At 73.0% G+C, this 20,491-nt stretch carries 16 protein-coding genes and 1 pseudogene; 10 read left to right on the top strand and 7 right to left on the bottom strand.

The window, feature by feature from the left end; genetic code table 11:
* Positions 1-37 precede the first annotated feature (37 nt).
* Entirely contained in the window at positions 38-673 is a 636-nt protein-coding gene (locus ACZ7FF_RS11795) for a DJ-1/PfpI family protein (RefSeq protein ID WP_470811562.1), read from the bottom strand.
* Positions 674-683: 10 nt separating this feature from the next.
* Positions 684-1,655 carry a GlxA family transcriptional regulator gene (locus ACZ7FF_RS11790; RefSeq protein WP_470811561.1) on the bottom strand — a complete coding sequence of 324 codons (972 nt, stop codon included), beginning with the start codon at positions 1,653-1,655 and terminating at the stop codon, positions 684-686.
* 172 nt (positions 1,656-1,827) lie between these two features.
* On the opposite strand from ACZ7FF_RS11790, the pseudogene ACZ7FF_RS11785 reads away from it, so the two are divergent.
* Together ACZ7FF_RS11785 and ACZ7FF_RS11780 are read left to right on the top strand one after the other, a co-directional pair.
* Positions 1,828-1,922: pseudogene (locus tag ACZ7FF_RS11785) on the top strand.
* Between the two features lie 229 nt (positions 1,923-2,151).
* The gene (locus ACZ7FF_RS11780) at positions 2,152-3,051 is read left to right on the top strand and encodes a bifunctional helix-turn-helix transcriptional regulator/GNAT family N-acetyltransferase (RefSeq protein WP_470811560.1); all 900 of its coding nucleotides are present in this window, start codon (positions 2,152-2,154) and stop codon (positions 3,049-3,051) included.
* A 25-nt stretch (positions 3,052-3,076) separates the two neighbouring features.
* Here ACZ7FF_RS11780 and ACZ7FF_RS11775 read toward each other — a convergent pair whose 3' ends face one another.
* A complete protein-coding gene (locus ACZ7FF_RS11775) occupies positions 3,077-4,294 on the bottom strand; it encodes a PucR family transcriptional regulator (RefSeq protein WP_470811559.1) in 1,218 nt (405 codons plus the stop codon).
* Between the two features lie 122 nt (positions 4,295-4,416).
* On the opposite strand from ACZ7FF_RS11775, the gene ACZ7FF_RS11770 reads away from it, so the two are divergent.
* Genes ACZ7FF_RS11770 through ACZ7FF_RS11760 form a run of 3 tightly spaced genes read left to right on the top strand, consistent with a single transcriptional unit; the run spans position 4,417 to position 7,708 of the window.
* Positions 4,417-5,925 carry a flavin-containing monooxygenase gene (locus tag ACZ7FF_RS11770; RefSeq protein WP_470811557.1) on the top strand — a complete coding sequence of 503 codons (1,509 nt, stop codon included), beginning with the start codon at positions 4,417-4,419 and terminating at the stop codon, positions 5,923-5,925.
* Positions 5,922-6,860, top strand: a complete 939-nt coding sequence (locus tag ACZ7FF_RS11765) for an alpha/beta fold hydrolase (RefSeq protein ID WP_470811555.1) — start codon at positions 5,922-5,924, stop codon at positions 6,858-6,860. The genes ACZ7FF_RS11770 and ACZ7FF_RS11765 overlap by 4 nt, the downstream gene beginning before the upstream one ends.
* A complete protein-coding gene (locus ACZ7FF_RS11760) occupies positions 6,857-7,708 on the top strand; it encodes an SDR family NAD(P)-dependent oxidoreductase (protein WP_470811553.1) in 852 nt (283 codons plus the stop codon). The genes ACZ7FF_RS11765 and ACZ7FF_RS11760 overlap by 4 nt, the downstream gene beginning before the upstream one ends.
* Before the next feature lie 43 nt (positions 7,709-7,751).
* Here ACZ7FF_RS11760 and ACZ7FF_RS11755 read toward each other — a convergent pair whose 3' ends face one another.
* The gene (locus ACZ7FF_RS11755; RefSeq protein ID WP_470811551.1) at positions 7,752-8,480 is read right to left on the bottom strand and encodes a DUF6348 family protein; all 729 of its coding nucleotides are present in this window, start codon (positions 8,478-8,480) and stop codon (positions 7,752-7,754) included.
* Between the two features lie 325 nt (positions 8,481-8,805).
* Here ACZ7FF_RS11755 and ACZ7FF_RS11750 point away from each other — a divergent pair, with 325 nt between their 5' ends.
* From ACZ7FF_RS11750 to ACZ7FF_RS11735, 4 genes are all read left to right on the top strand, one after another.
* On the top strand, positions 8,806-10,527 hold the full coding sequence (locus tag ACZ7FF_RS11750; protein ID WP_470811550.1) for an ArnT family glycosyltransferase: 1,722 nt from the start codon (positions 8,806-8,808) through the stop codon (positions 10,525-10,527).
* Between the two features lie 77 nt (positions 10,528-10,604).
* Positions 10,605-11,522 (top strand): MurR/RpiR family transcriptional regulator, encoded by a 918-nt coding sequence (locus tag ACZ7FF_RS11745; RefSeq protein WP_470811548.1) that lies wholly within the window; start codon positions 10,605-10,607, stop codon positions 11,520-11,522.
* Between the two features lie 455 nt (positions 11,523-11,977).
* A complete protein-coding gene (locus ACZ7FF_RS11740) occupies positions 11,978-12,358 on the top strand; it encodes a hypothetical protein (RefSeq protein WP_470811547.1) in 381 nt (126 codons plus the stop codon).
* A 512-nt stretch (positions 12,359-12,870) separates the two neighbouring features.
* Entirely contained in the window at positions 12,871-15,303 is a 2,433-nt protein-coding gene (locus ACZ7FF_RS11735; RefSeq protein ID WP_470812224.1) for a SpoIIE family protein phosphatase, read from the top strand.
* Between the two features lie 284 nt (positions 15,304-15,587).
* On the opposite strand, the gene ACZ7FF_RS11730 is transcribed toward ACZ7FF_RS11735, so the two are convergent.
* Together ACZ7FF_RS11730 and ACZ7FF_RS11725 are read right to left on the bottom strand one after the other, a co-directional pair.
* Positions 15,588-16,028, bottom strand: coding sequence for a flavin reductase family protein (locus ACZ7FF_RS11730; protein ID WP_470812222.1), 441 nt, complete (start codon positions 16,026-16,028; stop codon positions 15,588-15,590).
* Between the two features lie 237 nt (positions 16,029-16,265).
* Positions 16,266-17,024 (bottom strand): peptidoglycan-binding domain-containing protein, encoded by a 759-nt coding sequence (locus tag ACZ7FF_RS11725; protein WP_470811545.1) that lies wholly within the window; start codon positions 17,022-17,024, stop codon positions 16,266-16,268.
* A 170-nt stretch (positions 17,025-17,194) separates the two neighbouring features.
* On the opposite strand from ACZ7FF_RS11725, the gene ACZ7FF_RS11720 reads away from it, so the two are divergent.
* Positions 17,195-19,618: a polysaccharide lyase 8 family protein gene (locus tag ACZ7FF_RS11720; protein WP_470811543.1), complete on the top strand. Its 2,424-nt coding sequence runs from the start codon at positions 17,195-17,197 to the stop codon at positions 19,616-19,618.
* Here ACZ7FF_RS11720 and ACZ7FF_RS11715 read toward each other — a convergent pair.
* The gene (locus ACZ7FF_RS11715; RefSeq protein WP_470811541.1) at positions 19,599-20,447 is read right to left on the bottom strand and encodes an ATP-grasp domain-containing protein; all 849 of its coding nucleotides are present in this window, start codon (positions 20,445-20,447) and stop codon (positions 19,599-19,601) included. The genes ACZ7FF_RS11720 and ACZ7FF_RS11715 overlap by 20 nt on opposite strands.
* Between the last annotated feature and the right edge of the window lie 44 nt (positions 20,448-20,491).

Raw genomic sequence — 20,491 nt, 5'->3', positions numbered from 1 at the left:
CCTATCGCACGCCCATGGGAGCCAGGGCCCGACGGAACTACTGGAGCAGGAACCGGCTCATGGCACGGAGCCTTTCGACGATCTGGGCGGGGGCCTTCTGGGGTGAGCCCGCGTCGTACGGCGGCTGGGGGTCGTACTCGGTCGCCAGTTGGACGGTCTGCGCGTGCTCGTCGCCGGCGATCCTGCCGGCCAGGGTGAGACCCATGTCGATTCCGGAGGACACTCCGGCCGCCGTGACGAACTTGCCGTCGGTGACGACGCGTTCGCCGGTCGGATCGGCGCCGAACGTGGCGAGGGTGTCGAGCGCCAGCCAGTGCGAGGTGGCCCGGCGGCCCTTCAACAGCCCGGCGGCCGCCAGCAGGAGCGATCCCGTGCACACCGAAGTCGTCCACGTGCTGGTCTCGTCGGCGGTGCGGAGCCAGCCGAGCAGTGTCTCGTTCTCCATCTGGGCGGACTGGCCAGGACCGCCGGGCACCACGAGGATGTCGGGAGCCGGCACCTCGTCGAAGCTCCTGCTCGCGACGAGCGCGAGGTCGCCGCGGTCATTGCGTACGGGACCGGGTTGCTGGGCGACGAAGACCGTTTCGGCGCCGGGAAGGGGGCTGAGCATTTCGTAGGGACCGACCGCGTCCAGTGCGGTGAACCGGTCGTAGAGGGCGATCGCGATCTGCATGGTCGGCCTTTCAGCGGGCGGGTCGGGGTGGCGAGTACGGGTGGAAGCGGCGCCGGTACTCGGCCGGCGCGGCGCCCAGGGCTTTCACGAAGGCACGGCGCATCGCCTCGGGCGTGCCGTAGCCGCAGGAGCGGGAGATCCGCTCGATGCCGTCGGTGGTGTCCTCCAGGAGTCTCCGGGCGTGTTCCAGGCGGACACGCTCGACGTATCTGCCCGGCGTCATGCCGGTCTCCAGTTGGAAGGCACGGGCGAAGTGACGGGGAGAGAGGCCGACGCGCTCCGCGAGACAGTCGACGGACAGGTCCGCGTCCGGGTGCTCGGTGACCCACTGCTGGAGTTCGCGCAGGGGTTCACGTCGCGCGGTCTGGGCGGCGAGCTGGGCGCTGAACTGGGCCTGGTTGCCCGGGCGTCGGAGGAACACGACGAGATGGCGGGCGACGGCGAGGGCGGTGTCCCTGCCGTGGTCCTCCTCCACCAGGGCGAGCGCGAGGTCGATTCCCGCGGTGACCCCGGCGGAGGTGGCGATGTGTGCGTCGCGTACGAAGATCGGGTCAGGGTCGACGTCCACGTTCGGGTACGTCCTGGCCAGGTGGTCGCAGAGCGACCAGTGTGTCGTCGCCCGGCGGCCGTCGAGCAGTCCGGCCTCGGCCAGCAGCAGCGCGCCGCTGCACACGGACACGATGCGCTCGGCGTGCCGGGCGTGTTCCCGCAGCCACGTGATCAGACCGGCGTCGGGCCGGCGGGTGCCGGCGCCGCCCGGGACGAGCAGGGTGTGCGGCGTCCCGGCCTCGGGCAGTGCGCGGTCCGGGACGAGGGTGAGGCCGCTCGACGTACGGACGGGGGCGCCGTCGAGCGAGGCGGTGCGGATCTCGTAGGGGTCTCCGCCGTGGTGCCCCGCTCCCGTGAACACCTCTATCGGGCCGGTCACATCGAGACTCTGCACGTCGTCGAAGAGGACGACCAGCACGGATCGCTGTGTCATGGGATCCATCCTTCGCCGCGGTCAGGGTGGCCGCAATGACGAATTCCCCACCTTTCCTGCCATGACCTGCGGCCTTGGTCTCCGTGACGGTCGCTCGTCAGCGTGACGTCAGTGGCTGCCGGCACTGTTGTGCATGTGAACGGCGCCGCGGAATCCACGGGGCCGGGAGCGAGGAGAGGTGCCCGGAGTGGTTGATCGGGGACCAGCGAGCGCGTCTCGAGGTCGGACCTCCAGGGGTCCACGCAGGTTCGAATCCTGCCCTCTCCGCCCGAAATCCGGTGACGCGAGCGTGCCGCCGGTCTACTGTCCGGCACGTGATCTTCCCAGTCGACAGCCGCTCCGAGGCGTCCGACCGTGACCGCTGACACTTCGGCTCCGGCCGGGCTCTTCGTCGACCCCGGCGTACACCCCCGCTACCTGAGGCCGCCCCTTTCCCCCGGTGACCACACGGTGGCCACACTTTGCCCGCCCGTCATTACCTGACTAAGGTCAGAGAATGAGCACGGAGCAAGTGGAGCAGGTTCGGCGTTTCAATCGGACGGTTGCCGAGCGTGTGGGGGTGCTGCACGACCACTACCTCGGCGGCGCGCGGCCGTACGGGCAGGCTCGGCTGCTGTGGCAGATCGGCGACGGGGAGACGCACGACGTCCGCAGGGTGCGGGACCGGCTCGGCCTCGACTCCGGGTACGTGAGCCGGCTGCTGCGGGCGCTCGAACGCGACGGCCTCGTCGTTGTCGCGCCCCACCCCGGAGATCGGCGGGTACGCACCGTACGGCTGACCGAGGCGGGGCTGCGGGAGCGGGACCTCCTCGACGACCGCAGCGACGCTCTCGCCGCATCGCTCCTCGCCCCGCTCTCCGACCGCCAGCGGGACCGGCTGACCTCCGCCATGGCCGAGGTCGAAAGGCTGCTGACCGCCTCGGTGGTCTCCTTGGAGATGCTCGACCCCGACCACCCGGACGCCGCGTACTGCCTGCGGTCGTACGCCGCCGAGCTGCGGGAACTCTTCGAGGGCGGCTTCGACCCCGCGAACAGCCTGCTGCCCGACCCGGGCGAACTGCGCGCCCCACGGGGGCTGTTCCTGGTCGCCCGGGTGCACGGGGAGCCGGTGGGCTGCGCCGGGCTCAAGCTGCCGGCCGGGGCGCCCGCCGAGATCAAACGGCTGTGGGTCCGCCCGAGCGCCCGGGGGCTCGGTCTGGCCCGGCGCCTCCTGGCCGAACTGGAGGATCGCGCCGCCCGCCACGGCAGCGACCTGGTACGGCTCGACACCAACAAGGCCCTGGAAGCGGCCACTCGCCTCTACCGCGACGGCGGGTACACCGAGGTCGCCGCCTTCAACGCCGAGCCCTACGCCGACCACTGGTTCGAGAAGCGGCTCGCCCCGAGGGAGCGGTAGACGCCAAAGCGGGGGCGTGGCCGCGTCAGTCGCGGCCGCGCCAGCGCAGGACCTCCAGGGCGGCCGCGACTTCGAGGCCCTGGTCGGCCAGCGGGCGCGGCAGCAGCCGGTCGGCGTGGTTGAGGCGGCGGAGCAGGGTGTTGCGGTGGGTGAACAGACGGGCCGCGGCGCGGGAGGCGTTGCACTGTTCGGCGAGATAGGCGCGGACCGCGTCGGTGACGTCCGCGGGGGCGGTCTCCAGGTCTCCGAGGGTGCGCTTGACGAAGCGGTCGGCTCGTTCCAGGTCCTGGGAGAGCAGCGCGACGAGCTCGACCTCGTCGTGGGAGGCGAGCCGCTGCGTCGAGGCCAGCCGGGCGAGCATCTGCTGGGTGGTGAGGGCGTCGAGGTGGCTGCGGCGGAACCCGTTGACGCCGGGCGCCGGTGAGCCGAGTGCGATGCGCACGGCCGGCAGGCGGACCAGGTCGGCTCGCACCCGGTCGAGGTCGGGCCGTCCGTTCACCCAGACCCAGCGGGAGGCGGCGCTGGCGTCGACGCTCAGCAGATGGGACTGACCGGCGGCGGCCGCCAAGGCGTCGGCGGCCCGGTCGAGCCGGCGCAGGTCGGCGTCGGGGTCGTCGGCCCAGATCACGGCGGCGGTGTGGGTGGTGTCCAGGGCGTAGCCCAGGCGGGTCTCGGCGCGCCGGGGTGTGATGGGCGCGCCGTCCAGGAGCAGGGCGACGATCTCACGGCGTTCCGCCTGGGTCCCGCTGGTCAGCTCCTCGCGTTCGGCGCGCATGCGTGCGGAGATGACGGCGACGGTGTCGTCGACGTATGCGGAGATGGAGCGCAGGGACACGTCGAGCAGTTCGCGCAGCTCGCCGGGGTCGCTGGTGAGCCGGCAGGCGACCTGCGTCCACAGGCGGACGGCGACGCTCTCGCCGACGCGGTAGGCGTCGAGCGCGGGCTCGTCCAGGCCGCGTCGCACGATGTCCCGCGCGATGAGGCGGGGCGCGTCGCCGTCGTTGGCCGGGACCGGTTCGCCGGGGGCGCTGATGTTCGCGGCGGCCCAGTGCAGCAGATTGGACCGGTTGGCCCGCCGTATACCGGAGGCGAGGACGGGATCGGCGGCGATCGGCTCCCTCGTCGCGCCGGAGAGGGTGGCCGCGTCGAGTTCGGCGAGCCATTCCGGCGGGGGGTTGACGGCGATCTCGGCTCCCTGCCGGATCAGGGTGCGTATCCGGGGCGAGGGCGGGCTCCAGGACATGGACGTACCGTAGCAGTGCACTGTGCACCACCGGTACGGAATCTCGGTGCAGGCTGCCCCTAGGCGGCGGCCGGTACGGTTCCCACCATGGAGGTGTCGAACACCACCGCCGGGAGCCGCCCATGTCCGCCGCCTCCGCCCCGCCCGCAGCCGAGCATCTCGATGTCCTGATCGTCGGCGCCGGGATCTCCGGCATCGGGGCCGGGCGCTACCTGAAGACCGAGCTGCCGTCGAAGAGCTTCGCCGTGCTGGAGGCGCGTGCCGACTCGGGCGGCACCTGGGACCTGTTCCGCTACCCGGGCATCCGGTCGGACTCGGACCTGCACACCTTCGGCTACGAGTTCAAGCCCTGGCGGGACGAGGAGTCGATCGCCTCCGCGCCGCGCATCCTGGCGTACCTGCGCCAGACCGTGACCGAGAACCGGCTGGACCCCCACATCCGTTACCACCACAGGGTGCTCGCCGCGTCGTGGTCGACCGAGCGGGCGCGGTGGACGGTCGAGGTCGAGCGCACCGACACCGGCGAGCGCACGACGCTGACGTGCGGCTGGCTGTTCTGCGCGATGGGCTACTACCGCTACGACGAGGGCTTCACCCCCCACTTCGAGGGCAGGGACCGTTTCCGGGGCACGATCGTGCACCCGCAGCAGTGGCCCGAGGACCTCGACTACGCCGGCAAGCGGGTGCTGGTGATCGGCAGCGGTGCCACGGCGGTCACCCTGGTCCCCGCGATGGCTCCCGCGGCGGGCCACGTGACGATGCTGCAGCGCACCCCGAGCTACATCCTGCCGGTGCCGAAGAAGGATGCCGTGGCCAACGCCCTGCGCAGGCTCCTCGGCGCGGAGCGCGGTTACGCGCTCACCCGGCGCAAGAACATCGCGCAGCAGCGCGCGATCTGGGCCTTCTGCAAGCGCCACCCGAAGGCCGCCCGCCGGATCATCCGCTGGGTCAACACCCGGCAGCTGCCGGAGGGTTATCCGGTCGACGAGCACTTCAACCCGCCCTACGACCCCTGGGACCAGCGCCTGTGCGCGGTCCCGGACGCCGACCTGTTCAAGGCCATCAAGAACGGCGGCGCCTCGGTCGTGACCGACCGGATCGACACCTTCACGGAGCAGGGGATCCTGCTGCGTTCGGGCCGTGAGCTGGAGGCGGACGTCGTCGTCACCGCCACCGGGCTGAACGTGCAGGCGTTCGGCGGCATCCCGATGACGGTCGACGGCGCCCCGGTGCGGCTGCCCGACACCGTCGCCTACAAGGGCATGATGCTGTCGGGCGTGCCGAACTTCTCCTACGCGATCGGCTACACCAACTCCTCCTGGACGCTGAAGATCGGCCTGCTGTGCGAGCACTTCTGCCGGCTGCTGGCCCACATGGACACCCACGGGTACGACGTCTGCCGCCCCGACCCGGCCGATCCGGCGATGCCGACCCGGCCGTTCCTCGACTTCGCGACCGGCTACATCCAGCGCGCCGTCGACCAGCTGCCCCGCCAGGGCGACCGCATGCCCTGGCTGACCTCGATGAACTACCAGGACGACGTCGAGCTGCTGCGTGCCGGCAGCGTCACCGATCCCGAACTGCGCTTCACCCGGGCCGCCGACCGCGAGGCCGAGGAGGTGGCCCGGTGAGCGCCGTACCGGACGAAGCCGGAGACCGTTTCGTCGACCTCCCGGCCGGCCCCCGGATCTGCTACCGGGTCGAGGGGCCCGCCGAAGGGGTTCCCCTGCTGCTGATCGCGGGACTGGGCCTGGATCTCACGTCCTGGCCGCAGCCGATGGTCGACGGCTTCACCGGCCGCGGATTCAAGGTCATCCGCTTCGACAACCGCGACGCCGGCCGGTCGAGCCGGATTCCCGTCCCGCCGCCGGGCACGCTGCGGCAACTGCTGGCCAGGCCCCGGCCGGACGCCTACGACCTCGCGGACATGGCGGCCGACACCCTCGGCCTGCTCGACCACCTCGGCGTGGACCGGGTGCACCTGGCCGGCATGTCGATGGGCGGCATGATCGCGCAGACCCTGGCCGCCCGGCACCCGGACCGGGTCGCCACCCTGACCTCGATCTTCTCCACCACCGGCAACCGGAGGGTCGGGCAGCCCGCGGCCTCCACGATGGGGCGCCTGGCCAGGCGCCCGGCGCGGACCGTCGAAGAATCGGTGACCCGGCACCTGGCGATGCTCGCGCACATCGGCTCGGTGGACTTCCCGCCCGACGAGGCGCAGGAGCGGGCGTGGGCCGCCACGGTCTGGGAGCGCGGTGGCGGTGCGCGGCGTCACGAGGGTGTCGCCCGCCAGATCGGCGCGATCCAGGCGTCCGGCGACCGCACCGCCGAACTGCGCCGCATCACCGCACCCACGCTCGTCGTCCACGGAGACACCGACCGCATGGTGCATCCCACCGGGGGCCGGGCCACCACCGCCGCGATCCGCGGCGCCCGGCACGTGGAGATCACCGGCATGCGCCACCACCTCGCGCCCGCGGTCCACGAGCGCCTCGTGGAACTCACCACCGACCTGGCCCGCGCCCACGGCGCGCCGGTCCCGCTGACAGGAGACACCGAATGAGCAGCGTGCGCGGCAAGGTCGCCGTCGTCACCGGCGCCGGCTCCGGCATCGGCCGGCACCTGGCGTTCGAACTGGCCGGACGGGGTGCCCTGCTGGCTCTCAGCGACATCGACGACCAGGGCCTCGGCGAGACCGCCGACCGCGTCAAGGCCCTGGGCGCCGAGGCGCACACGGCGCGGCTCGACGTCGGCGACCGCGGCGCGGTCGAGGCCTACGCCGGCGCCGTCGCCGAGCACTACGGGGTGGTGCACCAGGTGTACAACAACGCCGGGATCTCCGGGGGCGGCGGTACCGTGCTCGACTCGGAGTGGGACGTCTACGACCGGACGCTCGCGGTGAACCTCTTCGGGGTCATCCACGGCACGAAGGCGTTCCTGCCGCACCTGATCGCCTCGGGCGACGGGCACGTCGTCAACGTCTCCAGCCTCAACGGGATCATGGCCCAGCCGACGCTCAGCGCCTACTGTGCCGCCAAGTTCGGGGTCCGCGGCTTCACCGAAACCCTGCGCACCGAGATGCTGGCCGCCGGCCACCCCGTCCGGGTCACCGTCGTCCACCCCGGCGGGGTGAAGACCAACATCGCCTCCGCGGCACTCGACGAGGCCCGCGGCAGGGGCGTCGATCCGACACCCGAGCAACTGGCCCGCGTCCGGACCTACAACAAGAAGCTGCTGAAGATGCCCGCCGGACAGGCCGCCCACATCATCGTCGAGGGCGTCGAGGCCGGCAGGCCCCGGATCCTGGTGGGCAACGACGCCAGGACCGCGGACCTCCTCGTCCGCCTGGCCCCTCGCCTCTACCCCAGGATCAGCGCCCTGTTCGAACGCCGGACCTTCAAGGCCTCCTGATCACCCGTGGCTCAGCGCCGACGCCGTCTCGGGAACACCGCGCTCACGCCGGGCGCTCCGGGAGGAGCAGCGCGTAGTAACGGGCGGTGGTGAACACCTTCGGCTCGGGGAGGTTCAGTGCCGCCATCGCGGCCGACGCGGATTCATGGCGTTCCCCGTTGATCCGGACCTCGGCCTCCATGGCCCCGGGCCGCCCGCCGTAGAAGACCTTCACCCCGTTGAAGAACGGCGATTCCAGGTCCGCGGTGAAGGTGTCCGCGATGCGGTGCAGCACGTTCGCGTCGAGCAGAGCGGCCTGCAGGCGGCGGTTCTCGGCGGAATCGAGCCCGAAGCCGACCGCGCCCGAGGTGATGGAGTGCCGCCCGGGGACGCCTCGTTCGTCGTCGGCACCGACGTGGTCCGCGAAGCGTCCGCGTGGGTCGAGGAGTTCGAGCATGCACGCGCCGGCCGTCTGCACCCAGGCGTCGGCCGCGTTGCGGGACTTCCCGGCCATCGCCACGACACAGTCCATGAAGCAGGGCACCTCCGGCTGCACGCTCACGTCGGGCAGGGCGACGACGTCGTAGTGCCGGCCACCGCCGTGGTGCGGTGGCGCCACGCCCACTGCCCAGCCCTGCGGGCTGGACAGCGAATTGCCCCTGAGTTCGGCGCCGTTCGTCACGCCGGGTGCGTACTCCTCCAGACTCGCCCTGATCAGGGCGAGGAACTCGAGGTCGGGCAGGCGTTCCTCGGGCGGCTCGGCGTGACGCGCGCGGCGACGTATCCAGGGCATGCGGTGGATCTTACTGAGCCGCGACGTCGACGGGCCGGGTGGTCAGGGTTCTTCGCGTCAGGGCTGTCACGCTCGTCGGCGTGAACGGGGGCCACGCAGGTTCGCCTCCCGCCCTCTCCGCCCGCGTACCGCTGCGGATCCGACCGCGCGGGTGATTCCATCGGATCGTGGTGAACCTGGACCGCTCGCGGGCCGTACCCGTCTACACGGCAGAGGGTCTGCCGGTACGACTCGTTGAGCGGTGACGCACCCGGGGCGACGGCCGGGCCGTGGTTCGGCCCCTGACCGCTCCCGCCGTCCGGCAGGTGCCGCCGCGGGGCGGACGATGGCGCGCGACACGGTCCTGGCACCTGAGGTTCCCGTAGAGGAGGAGCCCGTACGGCCGTACGGGCGGGTGCGCCGGCACCGGCGGTGGCTGGTTCCGGCCCTCGTGGTGCTGCTGCTGGCCCAGATGGCCGCGGCGATGGTCACGACCGCGGTCCGGCAGACGCCCACCATCGACGAACCGGTGTACGTGGCGACCGCCACCGACTATCTGCACGAGCACCGGATCCGCTACAACCCCGAGCACCCGCCGCTCGGCAAGCTGCTGATCGAGGCCGGTGTGGCGGTGGCGGACCCGCACTACGACGCCTCGTTCACCGGGACGCAGGGGGACGTGGGCCGCCACCTGCTCTACGAATCGGGCAACGACCCCTGGCGGCTGATGCTGTGGGCCCGGCTGCCGGTGATCGCGCTGACGCTGCTGTTCGGCCTGGTCGCCTTCGCGTTCGCCCGCGAGGTGGCGGGGACGGCGGGCGGGCTCGTGGCCCTCGCGCTGTACGCCTTCTCCCCCGATCTCATCGCCCACGGCTCGCTGGCCACGCTGGACGTACCCGTCACCGGGTTCGTGCTGACCTCCGTCTGGCTGGTGTGGCGGGCGCGTCGGCGGCCGCTGCCGTACCTCCCCCTCGCCGGTGCGGCACTGGGCGCGGCCGTGGCGACCAAGATGAGCGCCCTGCCCGCCGTCCCCGTGGTGACGGCACTCGCCGCGTTGTCGGTCGTGGCGTCCTCGGGAACGGCGGACGGGGTTCCCGGTCGGTGGCGACGGGCGACCGCGCGTCTGGGCGCGGGCCGTCGTCGGCTCGTGCTGTCGGCGGTCGCCGGCGCGATGCTCGTGGCCGTGGTGGCCATCGCCGTCGTCTGGGTGACGTATCTGGTCGTGGATCCGAGTCTGCGGTTCTCGCCCGCCGAGCACGTGCCCGCCGTGCACGGGCTGCGCGCGCGGCTGGTGGGGCTGATGCCATTGCCTCCGGCCTACCGGGCCGGGATGCTGGCGCAGTTCGGGCTGGAGGAGCAGCCGTGGCAGGGGTTTCTGTTCGGGCACGTGTACAGCGGCTCGCTCTGGTACTACCTCCCGGTCGCGCTGCTGGTGAAGACACCGCTCGGGCTGCTGGCACTGGGTGCAGCGGGCGTTGCGGCGGTCGTGGGGCGCCGGCGGCTGCGGCCGGTTGCGCCGTATCTGCTGGTGCCGCCCGGGGTGCTGCTCGCGGCGGCGATGACGGGATCGCGGGACTTCGGGACGCGGTACGCGCTGTTCGTGCCGATGTTCCTGGCGGTGACGGCGTCCGTGCTGCCGGGGCTCGGCCGGCGCGGGGCCCCCTGGGCGACGGCCGCGCTGGTGCTGTTCGTGGCGGTGAGTTCGCTGCAGACGTTCCCGTACTACCTGCCGTACTCCAACGAGGCGTTCGGCGGTCCGGCGCGCACCCACCGGCTGCTGCACGACTCCAACGTGGACTGGGGACAGGACCTGGGCCGGCTCTCCGACCGGCTGCGGCAGCGGTATCCGGCCGAACGGGTGTGGCTGGTGTACAAGGGCAGCGGGGTGCCGTCCTACTACGGCATTCACGCCGTCGATCCGCGCTCCGTGCCGTCCTCCCGGGTGCACGGGCTGCTGGTGGTGTCGGACTCCGCGGTGGCCAAGGCGCGTGGCACGCTCGCCCGGTTGATCGACAGCAGTCGTCCGATCGACGAGGTGGGCCACTCGATCACTCTCTACCGCCGGTGAGCCCGGCGCTCAACCCGCTGGTCACGGCGGTCGGTGAGCTATGTTGAGTGCTCGTGGGAGACAAAGGAGACGGAACGGTGCCCTCGCCGCAGCAGGCCCGCGCACAGGCATCAGCGATCACCTCGGGCAAGACCGTGCCGGAGGCCGAGGCCGCCCCGACCTCCCGGCTGCGGGAACTCTTCGACGGCCCCCGGCTGTCGCCCGGTCAGCGCCGCATCGCGCAGTACCTGATCGAGCACATCACCGAGGCCGCGTTCCTTTCGATCACGGAGCTGGCGGACCGGGTCGGGGTCAGCCAGCCCTCCGTCACCCGCTTCGCCGCCGCCGTCGGCTTCAGCGGCTACCCGGCGCTGCGCGAGAAGCTCCAGTCGATCGCGCTGAGCACCCTGGCCGGCGGGGCCACCGAGGAGAACCGCGCCAACGAACTCCAGGCCGCCGTCGACGCCGAGATCGCGAACCTGGAGAACCTGCGGCGCGACTTCGCCGACCCGGACCGGGTGATCCGGGTCGGCCGCGCGCTGTCCCGCTCCACCCCGTTGACCGTGCTGGGCCTGCGCATCTCGGAGTCGCTTGCCGAGTACTTCGGGTACGCCGCGCGTCGTATCCACCCCGACGTACGGCTGGTGACGCGGGGCGGCAGTGTCGCGTACGACGCGCTGCTGCAGGCCCGCGAGGCCGGTGGCAGCTGGGTGCTGGCGTTCGCCATGCCCCGGCACTCGCAGGAGACGCTCCAGGCGGTCCGGGTGGCACGCGGTGCCGGGTTGAAGGTCGCGCTGGTGACCGACCTGGCCCTGGGGCCGGTGGCCGACGAGGCCGACATCACCTTCGCCACCGGCACCGGCTCAAGGCTGGTCTTCGACTCCTACGCCGCGGCCGGTGTGCTGGCCGCCGCCCTGCTGCAGGCGATGACCGACGCCGACCCCGAGCGCACGCAGGCGCGGCTGGAGAAGTACGAGCAGCTCTCCGACCAGCACCAGTTCTTCCTCAGGGACTGAGCCCGGGACCGGCCCGCCGATCCTGCGGCGTGGGCCGGGCGCCCGTGAAGATCTTGTGGTCCGCTTTCGCCTGGAGGTGGATCATTCACCACATAACGCGCATGAATGTTTTCATACGTCTTGCAAAGCGGTCGGTATATATAAATACTCTGCTGACGGATCGCGCCCGGCCCACTCCGGGCACGGTCCGCACCCACGGACTCACCGCTCGCACACCGCCCCGAGAAAGCCGACGGACCGCCCATGCGCACGCAAGCCCTCCCGCAGCGCCGGTTCCCCGCGTCCGGGGCCCCCGTACGGACACCTCCAGCCGCCGTTACCTACCCACGTCGGCGCCCGGGGTGTCCGGTGCCGCGGTGCCTGTGCGCCGCGCACGTGGCGGCCCCGGCCATCCCCTAGGCCGGGGCCGCCCCACACCCGTCGGACCACCCTCACGACGCCGCACACCGGAAGCGATGATCATGCCCCTGACCAGCACCCGCATCAGCACCGACTGGCCCTGTCAGGTCAAGACGCCGGGCTCGTACGACTGGGAGCGCTCGGCGGCCAAGTGGCTGCGCGATCTGATCCCCGCGCGCTACGCCAGCTATCCGGCCCTGATCCGGCACCCCGTCCTGCTCGCCCGGCACGCCCAGATACAGGTGCAGCAGGAGATCCGGGTGGCCCGGACGGCCCTGCAGACGGCACGGGCCGAACTGCCCATGCTCGGGCTGCCCGAGTCCGTCATCGAGCACACGATCAAGCTCTACGCGGCCGAGCTGATGCAGCTGCAGCACATCGCGCGCAGCGTCCGCGCGGTCACCGAGGCCCTCGCCACCCGCGGCACCGGCCGCTGAGCCGCCGACCGGCGGGGGTACCGTCCGCCGATCAGCACGAGGCACCGGCCGCCGACCGTCCCCGGAGGCCCGCCGCCGATCACCAGGGGACCCGCCGCTGACTTTTCGGGAGACCGGTCGCCGGCCGCCCGGGGCACCTGCCGCAGACCACCAGGGGACCGACCGCCGACAGGCCCGGAACATCAGCCGCCGGCCACCAGAGGACCGGCCGCCGAGAGGCCCGGAACATCGGCCGCCGTTCCGACCCGCTCGGGAGCGTCGATCGCCGGGAGCGGGCGCTCGCCCCGACCCGGGCGCGATGCGGCGATCCGGCTCGCCGCCGGGGCGTCGGCCGCGGGGCCCGGCTCGTTCGCGAAGGGCGTCGGACCTGCTCGGTCGACCCGTTGTGTGTGCCGCTCCCGGGCCGTGTGCGGCGGGCGGGAAACCCTTGGTGATCCGGTCGCGGCAGACGAGTGATCGAAGGGGGCCAGATGTGCGATGCTCATCGCGTGACGAGCGAGTCCGTGTCCTCGATGGACCCCGGTACCGACCCCGAGGCGGCGGCGTTGGCGAAGGTCGTGGCACGTCAGCGCGCGGAGCTGGAGAGGCTGCGCGACCTGGCCGCGACAGCGGCCGTGCTGGAGCGGGCCAAGGGCGTCCTGATGGCGTTCACCGGGTGCACCCCGGACGCCGCGCACGAGGAGCTTCACCAGCGCGCCAAGAGCGGCAACCGGACGCTTCTCGAACAGTGCTGGCTCACGCTGGGCGCCCTGCCGCCCCCCGCCGCGGGGCCACCCGCGGCGCCGGCGGCCGTGGGACTGCCCGTCGCCGTCGCCCCGTGGGAGGCCGCGCCCGCCGGCACCGTGGACATGGCGGAGGTGCTGGGCTGCATCGGCCGGGACCTGGTCCGGGTGCGCTCGCCGCAGGAACTGGCCGGGTGTCTGCTGGAGCACCTGGCGCCTGAGGTGCGCGCGGACGCCGTGATGCTGTACGAGCGGCAGGCCGCGGGCGGGCTCGCGCTGATCGGCCACGCCGGCGTGGACGCCACCCTCGCCGCCCAGTGGCGGCACATGCCCCCGCTGAGCGGCCTGTCCGTCAACGAGGCCCTTTCGACGGGCGAGCCCCGCTGGCTGGAGGACTTCCCCACGGACCGCGCGCGGTACCTGCTGATCGGGAACCCGCCGGAGCGCTGGCCCACCCGGGTGTGGCTGCCCGTGCCCGGACGGGAGACCGCCGGTGTGGCCCTCGGCGTGCTGCGCCGGCACGACGGGCCGTTCGAGCCGCGCGAGCGTGAGCTGCTGCGGGCCGTGTCCAGGCTGTGCGCCGGCCGGCTGCGGGCCTTCGACGCCCCGCGGGAACACCCCGCCGAGGGCAGGATGGTGGAGACGGTCCAGGCCGTGTTCGACGCGCTGCCGGGTGCCGCGATCCTGCTCACCCCCCTGCGTACGGCCCTCGGCGAGGTCGAGGACTACCGGATCGACGCCGCCACCGCGGAGGCGGTCGACGTCTTCGGGCGCACCGGCCGGGAGATGGTCGGCCGGCACATCCTGGAGAGCTATCCGTCCGTGGCCGGCGAGCCGCTGTGGCGGGGGTACCTGGAGGCGCTGGAGCGCGGGGTGCCCTTCGAGGGCGAGCCGTTCGTCTACCAGGACGTGGCGGACGGGGCCGCGGTGAGCGCCACGTACTCGGTGCGGGCGGCGCCGCTCGGCGAGGGCCTGCTGGTGACGTGGTTGCGGCACAACCCGGCGGAGCGGCAGGAGCAGCGGCTGGCCGACGTGCAGCGGCTCGGCAAGCTCGGCTGGGCGACCTGGAACCTGGTCAGCGGGGAGATCTCCTGGTCCGCCGAGGCCTACTCCCTGCTCGGGCGGAGCACCGCGCAGGGGCCGCTCGGGCTGGAGAAGCTGCCGGACCTGGTCCTGCCGGAGGACGCGGGACCGCTGGCCCACTCGATCACCGAACTCGTCCGCCGGGCCTTCCCCTTCGACGTGCCCTTCCGCATCGGGACGTCCGAGGGCGTCCGGCATCTGCGGATGGTCGCGGAGGCCGTCACCCAGCCGGACGGTGTCCCGGTCGAGGTGCACGGGTTCGTGCAGGACCTCACCGCGCAGCGCAGCGCCGAGCTGGCCCTCGTGGAGAGCGAGCGGGCGATGCTGCTCCAGCGCGGGATCCTGGAGGCCGAACGGGCGCTGGCGGCCAGGCTCCAGCACGCGCTGCTGCCGCTGCCGGGCAAGCCGCGGCGGCTGGCCGGGCTGCGCATCGAGGTCGCGTATCTGCCCGCGCAGTCCGGCATCCACGTCGGCGGCGACTGGTTCAGCGCCATCGAACTGCCCGACTGCGACGCGCTGTTCGTGGTCGGCGACGTGGCGGGGCACGGCATCGACGCGGTGGCCACGATGGCCCAGCTGCGGTTCACCGCGAAGGGAATGGTCAGCACCGGTTCCTCGCTGACCGGTGCGCTGGCGCGGCTCAACCAGTTGCTGCTGCACTCCCGGGACGGCCAGATCACCGCCACGATGGTCCTCGCGCGCTACGACCCCGACCGGCAGGTCCTGGCGTGGACACAGGCCGGGCACCCGCCGCCGCTGCTGGTGCGCGGCGGCGAGGCGCGCTACCTCGACCGCCCCGGCGGCATGCTGCTCGGCGCGAGCGCGACCTCCGTGTACGAGTCGGCGGAGCTGCGCCTCGAACCCGGGGACCGGCTGCTGCTGTTCACCGACGGGCTGGTCGAACGCCCCGGCGAGGGACTCGACGCGGGTTTCGCCCGGCTGGCCGAGGCGGTCCGCGCCCACGGCTCCGGCGAGTCCGGTTCTCTGGACGCCCTGCTCGCCGCCTTGCTCGGCGCCGACCGGCGCGACGACGTGTGCGTACTGGACATCCGCATGCCCCTGGACCAGGAGCGGACGCTGGACGCCTGCGAACCGCCGGACACGGACCAGGCGGACAGGACCGGCGGTACGGACGGGTAGCGGGCCGCGTGCCAGCGGCCGCCGGCGGCACCCCTCGCGGGCACAGCGCCAGGTGGTCAGTCGTCGTCGTGCCGGTGACGCCAGTACCAGCAGAGGCCGGCGATCAGGGCCAGCAGGAGGACGACGGGTACGAGGAGGCCCGGGATGCGGGAGCCGGTCATCGGCATGGCCTTCGGTTGGTGCGGCTGAGCACGCGACGGGGGTCGCGGGGCTGCCCATGATGAGGGCCCGGTTCCGCCGCGCCCAGGGGTTTTCCGCAGACGTTGCCCGGCGTTCGATTCGGGTCAGTCCACGGGGTGGCCGGCCTCGATGGAGGCCGCGTCGGACAGCCGCAACAGGGGGCCGCCCCGTCGTGCCCCCCACCGCACGGGGGCGAGCACATGGCCGACGTGGTCACCGCCGTCGGTCCGGTGGAGGATCGCGCCGACGAACCAGGCCGCCGCGTCGCTCAGGACGACCGCGCCGCCCTGCTCCCCGGTCCACTCCAGCCCGGCGAACTTGTCGATCTCGTCCCCCGTCTCGCCCCCGAACAGCTCCGCGAGGCCGCGCTGGTCACGGGTGAGCAGGTGCACGGTGAGGAACTGCGCGGCCCTCGCGACGCGATACGTGTGGTTGGCCTTGGACAGCCACACGGCGAACCGGGGCGGCCGGATGGAGCACTGCGAGGCGAAGCCGACCAGGCAGCCCGCGCGCTCACCGTCGGCCAGGGCCGTGACCACACACATGTCGGGATCGAGGCGGTCGAAGAAACCGCCGCCGTCCCAGGTGCCGTCGGCGTCGTGCGCCGTGCGGCCGCGGTCCCCGGCGCCGTCCGGGTCCGCAGGGACCACCGTGTCGACCATCCCGCTCCGCTCCCCTCCGCCGCCCGCGTCCCGCCGGGGTCCGGCTCCCGGCCTCAGCTCACCACATCCGGCGCCGGTGCGCCCGCCGCGCCGTGCCCCCTGGTGTTCCCCGGACACCGCTCACGAACCGTCGGCGAGGCCGGTCCGTGACTCCAGTGCGCGGCGCGTGTCGTCGCCGTAGACGCCGGTCTCGTCGCCGCTGATCCCGTACCAGAGCTGGAAGCGCGCCACGGCCGCGGTGAGGGTGGCGTCGTAGACGCCGCTGGTCGAGCCGTCGCGGTAGACGTCGGGGATGCGCAGGAGGCGTTGCTGGAGTTCGGCGACCCCGGGGCCGGTGTCGCCCTGGCGGAGGGTGCCCGGGCCGTCTGGGTCGGTGCCGGGGGCCGTCGGGCGTGCGGTGGTGGGCGGTGCCGTCGAGGCGCCGGCGGACGGTGCGGTCGTAGCGGGCCGGGCGGTGGCGGCGGCCTCCTGGCGTCCCGGGAGGAGCAGGGCGGCCCCGAAGCCGATCAGTGCGGCCGTCGCCACGGCCATGGCCATGGCGGTCCCGCGGAGTCCGGGGCCGAAGCCGGGGACGGCCGCGGAGGGGGCGCTCCGTGGCCGGTCGGGGGGTACCGGCGGCAGTTCCCTCGTCTCCTCCTCGGCCGTCTCCGGGACGCCCGGTGCGGGGCCCGTGCGGGGTGCCCGGGTCGCGGACGCCGGTCGCCCGGTGGCGGGGCGCGCCCCGGGCGGCGTGCCGCCGGTGGGCTCGTACGTCTCCGGTTCGGGTCGCATCTCCCGCATCAGCTCGGCGAGGGCGTCGAAGCGGCGCGGCCGCAGGACCCGGATGGGTTCCAGGACCGGTCCGGGGTGCGGGCGTTCAGGGTCGGGCGGTGTCGGCACCTGGGCTCTCCTTCCGTCCCACGCGGACGGGACTTCCGCGGTCCCCGTGCTGAGATACGGCCCGTGCCGGGGCTCCGTTCAGGTGCCTCCACCTCACCCGAACGATCGACTCGCTCGACTCGGTGGCCGATGCCGAGCGTTTGCGCGAGCGCGTGCTAGAAACCGCCATCATGACGACTCCGTGGTCACGTCGTGGTTTTCTGACCGTCTGTTCAGGCACCGCCGTCGCCCTGGGGACCGGCACCGCCCCGCGGGCCCTCGCGGCACCGGACGAGTTCGCGGTCCTCCGGTCGAGGTGGCGCACCCTGATCCTCGGCGAGGGGTTCGACCTCGCCGCCGAGCCCTTCTCGTCCCGGCTCAGGGACCTGGGCGAGACGGCGGGCCGGTACCTCTCCGACATGGCCCCCGCCCCCGGCTCCCTGTGGCCGGATCTCGGCTACGCCGACCCCGACCCGGACACCGACCAGGAGTCGTACGGCTACTCGGGCAACATGAACACCAGTTACACCCGCCTCAGCACGCTCGCGCAGGCCTACGCCCAGCCGGGCACCGGGCTGACCGGCGACGCCGGCCTGCGGGACGCGGTCCTCACCGGTCTCGGTCATCTGCACGACGACGTCTACAACGCGGCTCGGACCCGGTACGGGAACTGGTACAGCTGGCAGATCGGCGCCCCGCAGGCGCTGCTGGACGTGTGCGTGCTGATGTACGACGCGCTGCCGGCCGACCGGATCGCGGACTACCTCGCCGCCGTGGACCACTTCGTGCCCGACTCCGCGGTGGGGACCTACAGCGGTACCAGTACGGGCGCCAACCGGGTGGATCTGTGCCGGGTGCTGGCGCTGCGCGGTGTGGTCGGGTCGGACGGGGCCAAGGTGGCGCTCGCCCGCGACGCCCTCTCCCCCGTCTTCCCGTACGTCACCTCGGGCGACGGTCTCTACGCCGACGGCTCGTTCGTCCAGCACACGACGGTGCCGTACACGGGCTCGTACGGCTCGGTGCTGCTGGGCGGGCTGGGGCTGCTGTTCGCCCTGCTGGCGGGGTCGGGCTGGGAGGTGACCGACGCGGGCCGGCAGCGCGTGTTCGACGCGGTCGAGCACGCCTGGGCGCCGTTCCTGTACAACGGCCTGGTGATGGACGCGGTGGCGGGCCGCGCGATCAGCCGGGGGCTGACCGCCGGGGACCCGAAGCCGGTCCAGCAGGACGACCATCTGCGCGGCCATCCGCTCCTCGCCTCGATCGTGCTGCTCGGGCAGGGCGCGAGCACGGCGGAGAACGCACGCTGGCGCGCCCTGGTGAAGGGCTGGATGCAGCGTGACCGCTACAGCCCGCCGCTCGCCGATCCGGTGCTGAGCCTGCCGCATCTGGCCCGGCTGCGGGGGGTGCGGGACGACGCGTCGGTGACGGCGGTCGCCGAACCCACCGGTCACCGGCTGTTCCCGGCCATGGCCCGGGCCACCCACCGCCGGCCCGGCTGGGCGGCCTCGCTGAGCATGGCGGACAGGCGGATCACGTACTACGAGTCGGGCAACGGCGAGAACCTGCGTGGCTGGCACACCGGTGCCGGAATGCTGTACTGGTGGGGCGACACCTTCGCCAACGGCCAGTACAGCGACGCCTTCTGGCCCACCGTCGATCCGTTCCGGCTGCCCGGGACGACGGTCTCCCGCACGGCGCTCGCGGACGGCGCGGGCGGGGACTGGGGTGCCGCGAAGCCGGACGTGGACTGGGTGGGCGGCGCGACCGACGGACAGCGCGCCGCGGTCGGGCAGCACCTCAAGGGGCTGCGGTCGACGCTGGTCGCGAAGAAGTCGTGGTTCTTCCTGGACGACACGGTGGTCTGCCTCGGCGCCGGCATCACCTGCACCGACGGCACGGCCGTGGAGACGACCGTGGAGAACCGCAACCTCGGCCCGGTCGGCGCCGCCCCGTTCACCGTGGACGGCACGCTCCGGCCGGTCGTGTACCCCTGGGCGCGGACGCTCACCGGCGCCCGGTGGGCGCACATCGGAGGGCACGGCGGGTACGTCTTCCCCGCCGGGGCGACGCTCCGGGCGCTGCGCGACGCCCGGGACGGCAGCTGGAGCACGATCAACAAGGGCGGCTCGACGACCGTGCTGAACCGCAGGTACCTGACGATGTACGTCGATCACGGCACCGATCCGGTGAACGCCTCGTACGCCTACCTGCTGCTGCCCGGCGCGTCCGCCGCCCGGACCCGGGCGCGGGCGGCCGACGGGCGGTGGCTGTCCGTGCTGGCCAACACGCACAGCGGGCAGGGTGTGGCGGTCGACCCGCTCGGCTTCACCGGCGTGAACTTCTGGCTCGGCGGCACGGTCGGACCGCTCACGGCGAGCGATCCGTGCTGCGTGCTGATCAGCGAGAAGGAGGACGGCACCGCCGTGATCGCGGTGAGCGATCCGATGCGCGTGCGCACAGACCTGAGCCTGACCTGGCGGCGGGCGGTGTCGGCGGTGACGTCCGCGCCGGCCACGCTCGTCTCGGCGGCCACCGGCTCCTCGCTGACGCTGGCCTTCGGGGATCTGACGGCCACGGCGGGGGCCACCCAGCGGGTCACCGTCCGGCTGGAGTGAGCGTTCCCCCCACGAACCGGCTCAGGGACGCCGTGAACGCGCCCACGAAGGCGTCCCTGTCCTCCTCGGGCAGGGCGTCCAGCGACAGATAGGGGTTCAGGTCCTCCAGTTCGACCAGCAGCAGCCCGCCGTCGGGGGCGCGGCAGGCGTCCACGCGCTGGATGCCGTGGCCGAGGTCGTTCCAGTCGACGAAGCGCCGGGCGAACTCCAGGTCGGCGGCGGTCGCCGCGTAGGGCTTCAGCTCCCAGCGGCGCCTCGGGTCGGGGGCGTACAGGGCGTACCGGAAGTCGTCGTCGACGAAGTAGAAGGACACCTCGTAGGCGAAGTCGACGCGGGGCTGGATCAGGACGTCCCCGGTGGCGGCCGCGGCGACCTTGGAGGCCGGGACGATCCGCAGGCCGAGGGAGTCCGCGCCGAGCCGCGGCTTGACCACGTAGCGGTCGGCGGCCGGCAGCAGGTGCAGGTCGCCGGCGCCGCCGACGGTCGGGATCACGGGGAACCCCGCCGCGCTCAGGTCCAGCAGGTACTGCTTGCCGGCCATGTCCGCCCTGCCGGTGAGCGGGTTGTACACCCGGGCGCCGCTGCGCAGGGCCTGCTCGCGGAAGGCGTCGTACTCCTTCTGGTAGCCGAGCACGGGCCCGCTGTTGCGGACGACCACGGCGTCGTACCCGTCCATCAGGGCCGCCGCGTCCAGCGGGTGGCACAGGGCGACGTCGAAGTGGGCGCGCAGCCGGGAGGTGAGGAAGACGTCCTCGTCGCAGTAGCGGCGCCCGCGGGCCTGGTACGCCAGGTCGGTGACGTAGAGGACGCGGGGGCGGGCGGCGGACATGCGGGGCTCCTCGGGCGCTGCGGCCGTGTCGGCCAGGGGTGCAG

The sequence above is a fragment of the Streptomyces sp. NPDC037126 genome, assembly GCF_055605965.1.
The sequence above is the reverse complement of the archived record's forward strand: the minus strand, read 5'-3'. Positions and strand labels throughout refer to the sequence as shown.